Source organism: Erwinia pyrifoliae DSM 12163 (genome assembly GCF_000026985.1).
GTDB lineage: Bacteria > Pseudomonadota > Gammaproteobacteria > Enterobacterales > Enterobacteriaceae > Erwinia > Erwinia pyrifoliae.
This window is the reverse complement of the sequence record NC_017390.1, coordinates 3,727,924-3,740,747: the sequence shown is the minus strand read 5'-3', so window position 1 is coordinate 3,740,747 and position 12,824 is coordinate 3,727,924. Positions and strand designations below refer to the sequence as shown.

Genomic DNA, 12,824 nt, shown 5'->3' with positions numbered 1-12,824 from the left:
TCCTAATACCGCTACACTTTAGCCAGTCCATGTTTTCCACCGGGGAATGGGCTTACCGTTTCCATAAAGTGACGAACCTTTTTCAACAGTTGCCACATTGAACGGCACTGGTGATTTCGGGTTATTGTCTCATGAAGCGCCTGCCACAACCGTTCGACATGATTGACCCACGGCGAGTAAACCGGCTGNTAAATCACCCTGAACTTTGGGTTTGCTTTCAGCCAACGCAACGTTTCACAGCTTTTGTGGATGATGTAGTTATCGACAATAAGCGTAATCGTTTTTGCCCGCCGGTATGTCGCCTTCAGGTGTTTTAACAGTCTGATAAATAAGGATGAACCTTACTGTTTCCACCAACGTAGCGGACTTTACCCGTACCACTGTGCAGCGCACCGGCAAGATAGTACTTTTCATTCTGGCCCGGCGTGACAACGCGCTTTTGCTGCCCGCGTAACTGCCAGTCAGCGCCGATTTTGGGATTGAGGTGGATATCTACTTCATCTTCGTAAAAAACCGGGTGTTCTGTGCTACAACTGGCTAACGCCACATTAATCGCTGCCATTTTTTCTTCCTTATACGGGTCCCTGATATGCAGTGTTGGTGCTGCTCTGCGCCATACCAGTCCGGCTGCAGGTAACCATCGCCGGATAGTTGAAGCATGTAGCGAACAACCGGTGACATCACGGATTTTTATCGCCAGCAGTTCGGTACTCCAGCGNGAACGCTGATAACCAAAATCGCCGGGAGAATGCTTAACAAGCTCACGCAGCAATGCGCAAATATGCTCGAACGGCCAGCGCCTCCCACGTCCTGACGGCAATGACTTCAGTCCTTCAGCGCCAGACAGCGTGAACCAGTTAATCCAGCGACCAATCGACGAACGGGCACAGCAGAGCGTTCTGGCAACATGACTGACGGTGTCACCACGATGCAGCATCAGCATGGCGGTGAGCCGCCGGGCGTGGTTTTTGTCCTTTGTTTTATGGATCGTTTTCTGCATGAAGCGTCGTTCAGTTCTGGGTATTGGTGCTATGATCGGCATTGCTCAGTCCGGNTGGTGATTTGAGATATTCAGCGATTGATCAGATCGCATAATCCGGACTGAGTTCCCCATAAGTGATCTACTATTCCGAACAGTTATTTAGCAGAATTCCGTTGAATAACGAATATAAAGGTAGTAAGGAGTTAATCAATAACATAAATAGCGCTCCTTCTTTATTGTGAGGTTTTTTATAAAAAATCCCGATCCTCAAATAAAAAACAAGGTGTAATTCACAAAACTTATTAATTAAAATATCTTTATTAGTGAAGGGGTGTTTGCACTTCATCGGCTAAAAAAGCGCAATAGCGCATCACCCAACAGGTTACGTGTTAATTAAACTGAATTATTGTCAGGCTTGGCTTTTAATCGCCTTAAAGAATCTTTCTCTGATATGAAAATAACTTTATTCCCCTGCAGGGGTAGCAAGAGCAGAAATATTTTTCTGCTTTTTTTATTCTGATGGCGTCACTATGACGCAGGAATTATTATTCTTCATCAGGGCTGTTCGTGGATCGACGGGTAAGCGCGTTGTGAGAGAGGGAAAAGGCCGGATACCTGCACCCCTTCTTCCATCCAGGCCGCGTTCTGGTGAGTCATATTATGCTGATAGCGTCTTCCTGTTCAGCACTGGCGGCATTAGTCTGGGTAGTCAATGACGATACGCTTTGCTCCCTGTGGTCAGGATGACCGCAGGAGAACATCCGGAGGTGTAGATGCAGATGACAAAATCATAACCTGGTCATACCGGCAGGGCTGGAGAGTAAAGTCGCGATGACTGGTACAGAGGCATGGGTGAAAAAGGGCGGGCCGACAGGCTCGCCCGGTGAGATTAGCTTTTCTTACCAAAGGCGGCCGCCAGCGCGTCGCCCATTGCGCTGTTTCCCGCACCTTGAGCGGCCGGGCGCTTGTTAACGGCTTTGGCCGGCCGGGAACGCGCGTTAGCCGAGCTATTAGCCCCGCCGCGACGGGCGTTGGTTTCACCAGGCTGCTCGTCAAGGCGCATGGTCAGGGCAATGCGTTTACGTTGCAGGTCGACTTCCAGCACCTTTACTTTGACGACATCTCCCGCTTTCACCACCTTGTGCGGGTCATCGACAAATTTATCGGCCAGCGAGGAGATGTGCACCAGGCCGTCCTGATGCACGCCGATATCAACGAAAGCACCGAAGTTGGTGACGTTGGTCACCGATCCTTCCAGCACCATGCCCGGCAGCAGGTCGTTCATGGTGTCGATGCCGTCAGCAAACTGCGCGGTTTTAAACTCAGGGCGCGGGTCGCGACCCGGTTTTTCCAGCTCTTTGATAATGTCGCTGACGGTCGGCACGCCGAAGCGCTCGTCGGTGAAATCCACGGCTTTCAGGTCGCGTAACGCAGCGGGGTTACCCATCAGCTCATTCAGCGCCTGCTCGGTAGCGGCCAGAATGCGTTCAACCACCGGATAGGCTTCCGGGTGCACCGTTGAGGTGTCCAGCGGGTTATCGCCCTGGCTGATACGCAGGAAGCCGGCACACTGCTCAAAGGCTTTCGGCCCGAGGCGGCCGACCTTCAGCAGCTGCTGGCGGTTCTGGAAACGGCCATTCTCATCGCGCCAGCGAACAATGTTCTGGGCGATCATTTTGCTTAAGCCCGCCACGCGGGTCAGCAGCGGCACCGAGGCGGTGTTGAGATCGACGCCGACCCCGTTAACGCAGTCTTCCACTACCGCATCGAGCTTTTTCGCCAGCTGGCTTTGGCTGACATCATGCTGATACTGGCCAACGCCAATCGATTTCGGGTCGATCTTTACCAGCTCGGAGAGCGGATCCTGCAAGCGACGGGCGATGGACACCGCGCCACGTAGCGACACGTCGAGGTCAGGGAACTCCAGCGCGGCCAGCTCGGAAGCGGAATAGACCGATGCGCCCGCCTCACTGACGATCACCTTTTGCCCCTGCACCTGTGGGAACTGTTTCTGCACGTCGAGATAGAAACGTTCGGTCTCGCGTGAGGCGGTGCCGTTGCCGATGGCCACCAGTTCAACATGATGTCGGGTGCACAGCGCAGCCACAGCAGCAGCCGCTTTCGCTGTCTGGCCGGTATGCGGATAAATGGTATCGGTGGCCACCAGTTTGCCGGTTGCGTCCACCACCGCGACTTTCACCCCGGTACGCAGACCCGGATCGAGACCCATGGTGGCACGCATCCCGGCCGGAGCCGCCATCAGCAGGTCGTGCAGGTTGCGGGCAAAGACGTTAATCGCTTCATCTTCCGCACGTTCGCGCACGCTGCCCATCAGCTCGGTTTCAAGATGCAGCAGCACCTTGATGCGCCAGGTCCAGCTCACTACCGCCTTGCGCCAGCTATCCGCCGGGGCATTGTTCAGACGCAGGTTGAGGTGTTCGCTGACGATCTGTTCACCGTGGCTTTCACGCGGCGGCTCCTCGAACTGCGGGTCGGCATTCAGCGCCAGCTGGAGGATGCCTTCGTTACGGCCACGGAACATCGCCAGCGCGCGGTGAGAAGGCACCGTTGACAACGCTTCGTGATGGTCAAAGTAGTCGCGGAATTTTGCCCCTTCCTCTTCTTTCCCTTCAACGACCCGGGAGACCAGATGGGCGTTTTTCCACAGATAGTCGCGCACTTTAGCCAGCAGGCCGGCATCTTCTGCGAAGCGCTCCATCAGAATATAGCGCGCCCCGTCGAGGGCAGATTTACTGTCGGCAACGCCTTTATCCGCGTTGATATACTCTGCTGCCAGCTGTTCCGGCTGGTTCTCCGGCTGTTGCCACAGCGTTTCCGCCAGCGGTTGCAGGCCGGCCTCGATGGCAATCTGTCCACGCGTACGGCGCTTCTGTTTGTACGGCAGATAGAGGTCTTCCAGTTCGGTTTTACTCAGCGTGGCATTGATGGCGGCGGCCAGATCGTCGGTCAGTTTGCCCTGATCGGCAATCGATTTCAGAATCGACTGGCGGCGATCGGACAGTTCGCGCAGATAACTCAGGCGGGTTTCAAGCTGGCGCAGCTGGGTATCATCTAACCCCCCGGTCACTTCCTTACGATAACGTGCGATAAACGGCACGGTATTTCCTTCGTCCAGCAGGCGAACAGCGGCTTCAACCTGTTCTTCCCGGGCCTGCAACTCATTTGCAATCAGGCGACTTAGCGAATCTTTCATCATGGTTGGATACTTTATGGCTTAAGAAATTGGCACCAGTTATACGGATTGCCGCCGCATAATGCCAGACGCCCTTTATCTTTCAGGCGGCGCGTTGGCAGACGATAGGGCAGGCTGTTCTACAAAATCAGATCTCTGTCACATAGCTGATGTCGTTGATGTACCACAGCGCTTCACCCGCCGGGGTAAATACGGTGGCGGCATCGCCGACCTCTTTTTTCAGCAGCGCGCGCGCCATCGGCGAGTCGATAGAGATATAGTCGTTACGGCCAAAAATCTCATCGTAGCCGACAATGCGAAAACGTTTGATGTCGCCGTCATCGTTTTCTACTTCGACCCAGGCACCGAAGAACACTTTGCCATCCTGCTGTGGTGAGTAGTCGACAATACGCAGCTGTTCGAGACACTTGGTCAGATAGCGCACCCGGCGATCGATCTCACGCAGGCGCTTTTTGTTGTACTGATAGTCAGCATTTTCACTGCGGTCACCGAGGCTGGCCGCCCAGGTCACCTTTTTGGTCACTTCCGGGCGTTCTTCGCGCCAGAGGAAATCCAGTTCCTGCTTGAGCAGATTATAGCCTTCGCGAGTAATCAGTTTGGTTTTCATCGTCAGCCATCTTTTATCTTGTTTTGACGCTATTGTGTTGCGTTGGATGCAGGGATGCAAATTCGCCTTGCGTAATGGTGCCACGACGTTACTGTTTGTTTGTCATGAGAAATCACCTCGTTGAAGCGGGTACGTCAATGCAGATTACCGTCGTCAGGTGTAAGATAAGTTGCTGTTTAATATGCTTTGTAACAATTTCAACTACAATATAAAACATAATTGACTGTTACATTCAGGCATCTTTTTTGAAAATACAGACTCAGGCAATAGCGCCTTTGGGAGTAGCACAATGCAAGAAAACTACAAAATTCTGGTGGTCGATGATGACATGCGTCTGCGCGCACTGCTGGAACGGTATTTGACCGAACAGGGCTTTCAGGTGCGCAGCGTGGCTAACGCAGAGCAGATGGATCGCCTGTTGACGCGCGAATCCTTCCACCTGATGGTGCTGGACCTGATGCTGCCTGGCGAAGATGGCCTGTCCATTTGCCGCCGTCTGCGCAGCCAGAGCAACCCGATGCCGATCATTATGGTGACGGCGAAGGGGGAAGAGGTTGACCGTATTGTCGGGCTGGAAATCGGCGCGGATGACTACATCCCTAAACCGTTTAACCCGCGTGAGCTGCTGGCCCGTATCCGCGCCGTGCTGCGCCGTCAGGCCAATGAACTGCCTGGCGCGCCTTCACAGGAAGAGGCAGTGATCGCTTTTGGCAAATTCAAACTGAACCTCGGTACGCGTGAGATGTTCCGGGAAGATGAGCCAATGCCACTGACCAGCGGTGAGTTTGCGGTGCTGAAAGCGCTGGTAAGCCACCCGCGTGAACCGCTGTCGCGCGACAAGCTGATGAATCTGGCGCGCGGTCGGGAGTACAGCGCGATGGAGCGTTCCATTGATGTGCAAATCTCCCGTCTGCGCCGCATGGTGGAAGAAGATCCTGCTCATCCCCGCTATATTCAGACCGTATGGGGTCTGGGTTACGTCTTTGTCCCGGACGGCAGCAAAGCATGAGGCGACTCCGCTTCTCTCCCCGTAGTTCCTTTGCCCGTACGCTGTTGCTGATCGTTACCTTGCTGTTTGTCAGCCTGGTAACGACCTACCTGGTGGTACTGAACTTTGCGATTTTGCCAAGTTTGCAGCAGTTCAATAAAGTACTGGCCTATGAAGTGCGGATGCTGATGACCGACCGGCTGCAGCTGGAAGATGGCACCCAGCTGGAGGTGCCGCCGGCATTCCGTCGTGAAATCTACCGCGAGTTAGGTATTTCGCTGTATACCAATGCGGCGGCGGATGAGAGCGGACTGCGCTGGGCGCAGCATTATGAATTCCTTAGCCAGCAGATGGGGCAGCAGCTCGGCGGCCCGACCGATGTGCGCGTTGAAGTGAATAAGAGCTCGCCGGTGGTCTGGCTGAAAACCTGGCTGTCGCCGGACATCTGGGTACGCGTGCCGCTGACCGAAATCCATCAGGGCGACTTCTCCCCGCTGTTCCGCTACACGCTGGCGATTATGCTGCTGGCAATAGGCGGGGCCTGGCTGTTTATCCGTATTCAGAACCGCCCGCTGGTGGAGCTTGAACATGCGGCACTGCAGGTGGGGAAAGGGAATATCCCGCCGCCGCTGCGGGAATACGGGGCCTCCGAGGTGCGTTCAGTGACGCGCGCGTTTAATCAGATGGCGGCAGGGGTAAAGCAGCTGGCCGATGACCGAACCCTGCTGATGGCCGGGGTGAGTCACGATCTACGTACCCCGCTGACGCGCATTCGCCTGGCGACCGAAATGATGGCGGAGCAGGATGGTTATCTGGCGGAGTCGATTAATAAAGACATCGAAGAGTGCAATGCGATTATCGAGCAGTTTATCGACTATCTGCGTACCGGGCAGGAGATGCAGTTCGAGCGTGCCGACCTGAATAGCGTGCTGGGCGAGGTCGTGGCGGCAGAGAGCGGTTACGAGCGTGAGATTGAAAATGCGGTGCTGCCCGGCGAGCTGATGCTGGACATTAATCCGCTGGCGATTAAACGGGCGATTGCGAATATGGTGGTGAATGCCGCGCGTTATGGCAATGGCTGGATCAAAGTCAGTTCCGGCAGCGAGCTACAGCGCGCCTGGTTCCAGGTTGAGGATGACGGGCCAGGCATTGAACCCGATCAGTTAAAGCATCTGTTCCAGCCGTTTGTGCGCGGCGACAGCGCCCGCAGTACCAGCGGTACCGGTCTTGGGCTGGCGATTGTACAGCGCATTATCGATGCGCATTACGGAACGCTGGAGATAGGAAAAAGTGACAAGGGCGGGTTACGCATTCGTGCATACCTGCCGCTGCCGCCAGCCAGCTTGCCGGCAGGGCCGGAAGCATAAGAAGCGGGTCGGCCTGCCAGGCCGACCCGCATGTCGTCAAATCCTTCAGAGCTTCGGCCCTGCCTGCACCAGGGCTTCACCGGCTGGGGTATCGGTAAACTTATCAAAGTTGTTGATAAAACGTTGTGCCAGTGAGCGCGCTTTCTCTTCCCACGCCGCTTCACTGGCGTAGCTGTTACGCGGGTCAAGCAGCTGGCTGTCTACGCCAGGCAATGATTCCGGCATTTCCAGATTGAAAATGGGCAGCGTGGCGGTTTGCGCATTGGCAATTTCACCGCTGAGAATGGCATTAATAATTGCACGGGTATCCTTCAGCGAAATACGTTTTCCACTACCGTTCCAGCCGGTATTGACCAGCCAGGCTTCTGCCCCGGCTGCCTGCATACGCTTCACCAGCACTTCCGCATACTGTGTTGGGTGCAGCGTCAGGAATGCGGCACCAAAGCAGGCGGAAAAGGTTGGCGTAGGTTCGGTCACGCCGCGCTCGGTACCGGCCAGCTTGGCGGTAAAACCAGACAGGAAGTGGTACTGGGTTTGATCGGCGGTCAGGCGCGACACCGGCGGCAGTACGCCAAACGCATCGGCGGTCAGGAAGATCACCTTTTTTGCATGACCCGCTTTGGACACCGGTTTGACGATGTTATCAATATGGTAAATCGGATAGGAAACGCGGGTATTCTCGGTCTTACTACCGTCATCGTAATCCACTGAGCCATCGCTGCGTACCACCACGTTTTCCAGCAGCGCATCGCGCCGGATGGCGTGATAGATCTCGGGTTCTGCCTCTGGCGACAGCTTAATGGTCTTGGCGTAACAGCCACCTTCGAAGTTAAACACGCCGTCATCATCCCAGCCGTGCTCATCGTCGCCGATCAGCTGACGCTGTGGGTCGGTGGACAGCGTGGTTTTACCGGTGCCGGAAAGGCCAAAGAAGACCGCGACATCGCCATCGGCACCGACGTTAGCCGAACAGTGCATAGAAGCGATGCCCTTTAGCGGCAGCAGATAATTCATGATGGCGAACAGCCCTTTCTTCATCTCGCCACCGTACCAGGTGCCGCCAATCAGCTGCATTTTCTCGGTCAGGTTAAAGGCGACAAAGTTTTCCGAGTGCAGCCCCTGTGACTGCCAGTCGGGATTGGTGCATTTCGCCCCGTTGATCACCACGAAGTCGGGAACGAAACCGGCCAGGCTTTCCGCGTCCGGGCGGATAAACATGTTTTTCACAAAGTGAGCCTGCCAGGCCACTTCGGTAATGAAGCGTACGCACAGACGGCTGTCCGGATTCGCGCCACACCAGGCATCGACAACAAACAGGCGCTTGCCGGATAGCTGGCGCGTGACCCGTGTTTTAAGCGACTGCCAGGTCTCCTGCGTCAGCGGCTGGTTATCATTTTTGCCTTTACCCTGATCGCTCCACCACAGCGTGTCGCGGGTGGTTTCATCACGAACCAGGTATTTATCCTTTGGCGAGCGACCGGTAAAAATGCCGGTATCAACCGCAACAGCGCCCGACTCCGTGACAATCCCACGCTCATAACCGGTTAAACCGGGCAGAGTTTCTTCCTTAAACAGCATGTCATAATCAGGGTTATAAACGACTTCAACCGTATCAGTGATGCCATAAGCGACGAGTTCCTGCGGGGTTAGCCCGTTAGTGCGCATGTTACTGCTCCTTTCTAGGATTTTTGTATTGCATATCAATGATAGAGGTACTTCAAATGACTTGCCGTGCTAACCCACAGATACTGCACGGGTTGCTACGATCGCGCGCAGTGTATACATCGGTCAGCTTACAGAGAAAGGGGCAAACGGAAGAAATGAGAGCCAGCGCGTGATTCACTGAAAGACCTGGTCATCGTTTACATTTTTGCCGCTAATTAAGCAGGGCAAATCAGGCATAAATGGCACGGTTATGTGGGGCTGCTGCCGGGCAATACGCCAGATTTGGCTGTATTTTCAGGCGTTTTTTTGCAGCCAGAACCAAGTGGTGGCCGGGTGTATGAGGGGATATTTGAACCGGCCGGAGGATTTCCGGCCGTGTCGATTAATGGACTTGCCGATCGTCTGCCGCTGAATCATTGCGCATAGCGGCAATATCGACAGCATCGTAGACATAATTATTGCCGCAGTAGTCGCAGTGCATATCGATATGACCATCTTCCTGCAACATTCGATCGACTTCCTCCGCAGGCAGCGTGTGCAGCACATCGCCACAGCGCTGACGTGAACAGCTACATTTGAAGCTAACGACCTGGGGATCAAACAGCGTGACTTCTTCCTGGTGGTAAAGACGCCACAGGACATCATGAGCCGGCAGGCCAAGCAGCTCTTTGCTTTTAATGGTTTCGGTTAACGTAGCCAGATGATTAAAATCATCCAGGCTGGCGTCCTGAGCCGGCAATACCTGGAGCAGAATACCGCCCGCCCCCGATCCCTCTTCGGTCGCGCCGGTACGGATAAACAGGCGGGTGGGCAGCTGTTCTGAGCGCATAAAGTAATCTTCCAGGCAGGCTGCAAGCGTCTCACCTTCCAGACCCACCACGCCCTGATAGCGTTCACCTTCTTTAGGTGCAATGGTGATCACCAGATAGCCGTTGCCCACCATTTCCTTCAGGCTGCTGCCATCGGCAATTTCACCCTGCATCCGTGCCACGCCGCGCATTTCCTGCTGGTTGTTGCCGTTGATCACCGCCATATTCAGCGGACCATCACCCTGCAGCTGAACCGTAATGTCACCATCAAATTTCAGAGTGGCAGTCAGCAGGCTGGTGGCGACCAGCAGTTCACCGAGGATCTGTTGCACCGGCTGCGGATAATCGTGGCCGTGCACGATCTCATTCCAGGTCCGGGATACGGTGACCAGTTCGCCACGTACGGCGTGGTTTTCAAACAGGTAACGGTGCATCTGGTCTTGCTGGGACATAGGGTTTCTCTCTGATATGGCGTTATTCGTCGCCAGAATGTTTAAATTTCATCAGGTCACGACGCTCTTTTTTGTCAGGGCGTCGGTCAGGATGGGGCATACTGAGCGCATTCATTTTGCGCGCCAGAGCCACCTTTTCCCGCTTAGCAATACTTTCGGCCGTCTCGCTGTACAGCAGCTGAGCTTCTGAGGCCGGGCCACGTTTATCACTGACGGCGGCAACGATCACGGTACGTTCGTCGTTGCCCTGGCGTAGCGTTAAGGTGGCCGCAATTTCCACCAGTTTACTGGGTTTACTGCGTTGGCCGTTATAATGCACCTTGCCGCCTTCAATCATTTGACGCGCAGCAGCACGGGTTTTGTAAAAGCGGGCGGCCCAGAGCCATTTATCGAGTCGCACCCCTTCACCGGTTTTCTCTTTCATCACATCAATTCCTTTGGGAATAGCTCTATGTATGGGTGACGCGCCATAAATCAAGGCAGCCGGCGGCGGATAACTCACGCGCCAGCTAATCAGGTTTTTTCGGGTAGGTGAGCCGCGACCATCTGCTTTAAAAATAGCACAGATGTGGCTTATTCAGAACCGGGGACGAACGGGCTTGATATCGCCTAAGGTGTGGTTAAAACACTTTTCATAGTACTGGTGGATTTCCATCAGGCGTAGGCGATTGCGATGGATGCGATGCAGCGCCAGCCCGCTATTGATGGCCAGGCTCAGACAAAGAGCCAGCAGTAACAGACTGCTGCCCAGATAGCGCCATAGCGTCATCTCGTCTGGCACACCGTGCAGGGCAATATGGCGCGTGCCGTTGGCATCGGTACTGATACTGGTAATGATACCGCTGGCGTTAAACGGCGTTTGCAGCAGCATGTCTGCCAGCCGCTGTAGTTCAGGCCACTGCTGTGGTGCATTGAGATCGAACAGGGGCGACGGCGGGGGTGAGTAATTAACCAGCTGTTGGCCTTCGTCATTGATAATCAGGAATCCGCCCGGAGGGGGACTGTTCAGCGCCTCTGCTGCCCGGCGCGTTTCGCGATAGAAGAAGGATGATGTCGCCGTATTAACCAGATTTTCCAGCGCTTCTGAACTCACCGGGCGCAGCAATACGTTCATACCATTCAGCTCGCCGGAATTGGCGCTGCGTACCAGCGTTTGCCAGTCTTTCGCGTTACTGAGATTCACCAGCGCATTCTTCAGTCGCATGCAATCCTGTTCCTGGCTGCACAGCTGCTGGGTTTTTAACACGATGTCTGAGAAATCATCGAGCAGGATCATGCCCGATTTCTGGATCGCCGTTGCCAGGTGCGGGTTCAGTTTCGGATCGGTACTGGTTTGGGGATGCAGCTGCAGTCTGGTGGTGTCCAGCAGTGCGCTGGCCTTATCGATAACATCCGATTGCGGTAGCGGCAGCGGCTCGGCTTCATTCCAGTACATGGCTGAGCAGTCGAACGGCATAAATGCGTAACTACGGTTGCCCTGGTAGTTGCTGGGAATGGAGCACATGCCGGTGCCGTGGACTGTCAGTCTGTCGCCGACGTGCAGAGCGGTGTTGGCTAATTTGCTAACCTGGGTGACTTCCAGGCTGTCGGCACCTTTGATCCAGGCCATGCTCAACTTGAGGGGCATACAGAGCGGGACCAGTGTTATCAGCAGTACCAGCACCAGCAGGGAGGCGGCGGCCAGCACCACATTTTTGCGCCAGCGTTGAATGGGGAAATGACGCGCCTCGTCATGCAGTGACAGAAATCGCCCCTGCCGCACCACCTGGTGGTTAAGATAGATATCGATTTCGGTCGTTTTTCCAAGATCCCGGGCGATATAATTCTGCCAGTGCGAGGGGTAGTTCAAGTCGATGGCACCCAGGGAAATATTACTGGCCTGGCCTTGATTGGATTCGCCAAATAATCCCCAGCGCTTTGGCGCACCGCGCAAACAATGGATTTCACGCAAATTTTTCTCTGTCGGGCGGCGATAAAGCAACCCGCTACCGACGGCGATGATGGCGATCGCTGCCAGCATCAGCCACGGCATCATAACCAGTGGGGCAATAAGGCTGATAAACAGCACTAACAGCCCGACAGCGATGACCAACGCTGGGCGAGTCCCGTCCGGGCGGCTCAGTGCATACTCTTCAACACTTTCTTTGCGCACGCTGATCGGCTCAACGTTTTCTCCTTCTTCCTTACGGATAGAGGCATTCTGCCCGGGAGCCGGAACCCGCGATGGCATAGTCGGAGACTCCAGAGGATATTGAGTCAGCGAGTGCCCGTTTAGCGAAATGACCAGCGGAATAGTTTGCGTTTTGATCAGCTCAACGTGGTTTTCTTCCGCGATGTGCTGCTCCCAAAGCGGCGGTAGATGAACTTCTACCGTATCAAGATAGTAGCGCCATTTGTGAGGTTCATCCGTGGATAGCCCATAGCGGGTAATCGCCCGGGTGACAGGATAAACATGCTGGCTTTGAGCGATCGGTATCAGCGGGGCGGGGGCGCGGCTGGCACCGCTGAGTGGCATGGCGTGACTGTGAATCGCCTGTTGTTTGACGTACTGCTCAACCGCCGAACGCTCTTCTGCGCTCAGTTTACGGTGGGGGGGGCTGACAAATGGCAGTGGTTTCGCCAACGGCGGACGGTAGCGCATCGCGTACCAAAAGAAACAACCTGCCGTAATCAGGCAGGCCAGCATCACAGCCAATATGATGACTATTGTGCTCATGCTTCCCTCATTTCTGCCACGATG

Annotated in this window: 8 protein-coding genes and 1 pseudogene; 2 read left to right on the top strand and 7 right to left on the bottom strand. The window is 54.9% G+C overall.

All coding sequences use genetic code 11. The annotated features are described in order from the left end of the window. Positions 1-11: 11 nt before the first annotated feature. The 3 genes and pseudogenes from EPYR_RS17080 to greB form a co-directional block, all read right to left on the bottom strand. Positions 12-1,042, bottom strand: a pseudogene (locus EPYR_RS17080) (IS630 family transposase). An 829-nt stretch (positions 1,043-1,871) separates the two neighbouring features. Further along, positions 1,872-4,199 carry a Tex family protein gene (locus EPYR_RS17075; RefSeq protein ID WP_014539707.1) on the bottom strand — a complete coding sequence of 776 codons (2,328 nt, stop codon included), beginning with the start codon at positions 4,197-4,199 and terminating at the stop codon, positions 1,872-1,874. Between the two features lie 124 nt (positions 4,200-4,323). After that, complete coding sequence (gene greB, locus EPYR_RS17070; RefSeq protein WP_015899111.1) at positions 4,324-4,803, bottom strand: transcription elongation factor GreB; 480 nt, start codon at positions 4,801-4,803, stop codon at positions 4,324-4,326. Between the two features lie 289 nt (positions 4,804-5,092). Here greB and ompR point away from each other — a divergent pair, with 289 nt between their 5' ends. Together ompR and envZ are read left to right on the top strand one after the other, a co-directional pair. Further along, complete coding sequence (ompR, locus tag EPYR_RS17065) at positions 5,093-5,812, top strand: osmolarity response regulator transcription factor OmpR (RefSeq protein WP_001157751.1); 720 nt, start codon at positions 5,093-5,095, stop codon at positions 5,810-5,812. Further along, on the top strand, positions 5,809-7,158 hold the full coding sequence (gene envZ, locus EPYR_RS17060; protein WP_014542638.1) for a two-component system sensor histidine kinase EnvZ: 1,350 nt from the start codon (positions 5,809-5,811) through the stop codon (positions 7,156-7,158). The genes ompR and envZ overlap by 4 nt, the downstream gene beginning before the upstream one ends. 45 nt (positions 7,159-7,203) lie before the next feature. Here envZ and pckA read toward each other — a convergent pair whose 3' ends face one another. The 4 genes from pckA to EPYR_RS17040 form a co-directional block, all read right to left on the bottom strand. Then, on the bottom strand, positions 7,204-8,823 hold the full coding sequence (gene pckA / locus EPYR_RS17055) for a phosphoenolpyruvate carboxykinase (ATP) (protein WP_014539704.1): 1,620 nt from the start codon (positions 8,821-8,823) through the stop codon (positions 7,204-7,206). Between the two features lie 382 nt (positions 8,824-9,205). Beyond that, a complete protein-coding gene (hslO, locus tag EPYR_RS17050; RefSeq protein WP_014539702.1) occupies positions 9,206-10,084 on the bottom strand; it encodes an Hsp33 family molecular chaperone HslO in 879 nt (292 codons plus the stop codon). 22 nt (positions 10,085-10,106) lie between these two features. Continuing rightward, positions 10,107-10,508 carry a ribosome-associated heat shock protein Hsp15 gene (gene hslR / locus EPYR_RS17045; RefSeq protein WP_014542637.1) on the bottom strand — a complete coding sequence of 134 codons (402 nt, stop codon included), beginning with the start codon at positions 10,506-10,508 and terminating at the stop codon, positions 10,107-10,109. 153 nt (positions 10,509-10,661) lie between these two features. Further along, the gene (locus EPYR_RS17040) at positions 10,662-12,800 is read right to left on the bottom strand and encodes an IgaA/UmoB family intracellular growth attenuator (RefSeq protein ID WP_014539700.1); all 2,139 of its coding nucleotides are present in this window, start codon (positions 12,798-12,800) and stop codon (positions 10,662-10,664) included. Positions 12,801-12,824 lie beyond the last annotated feature (24 nt).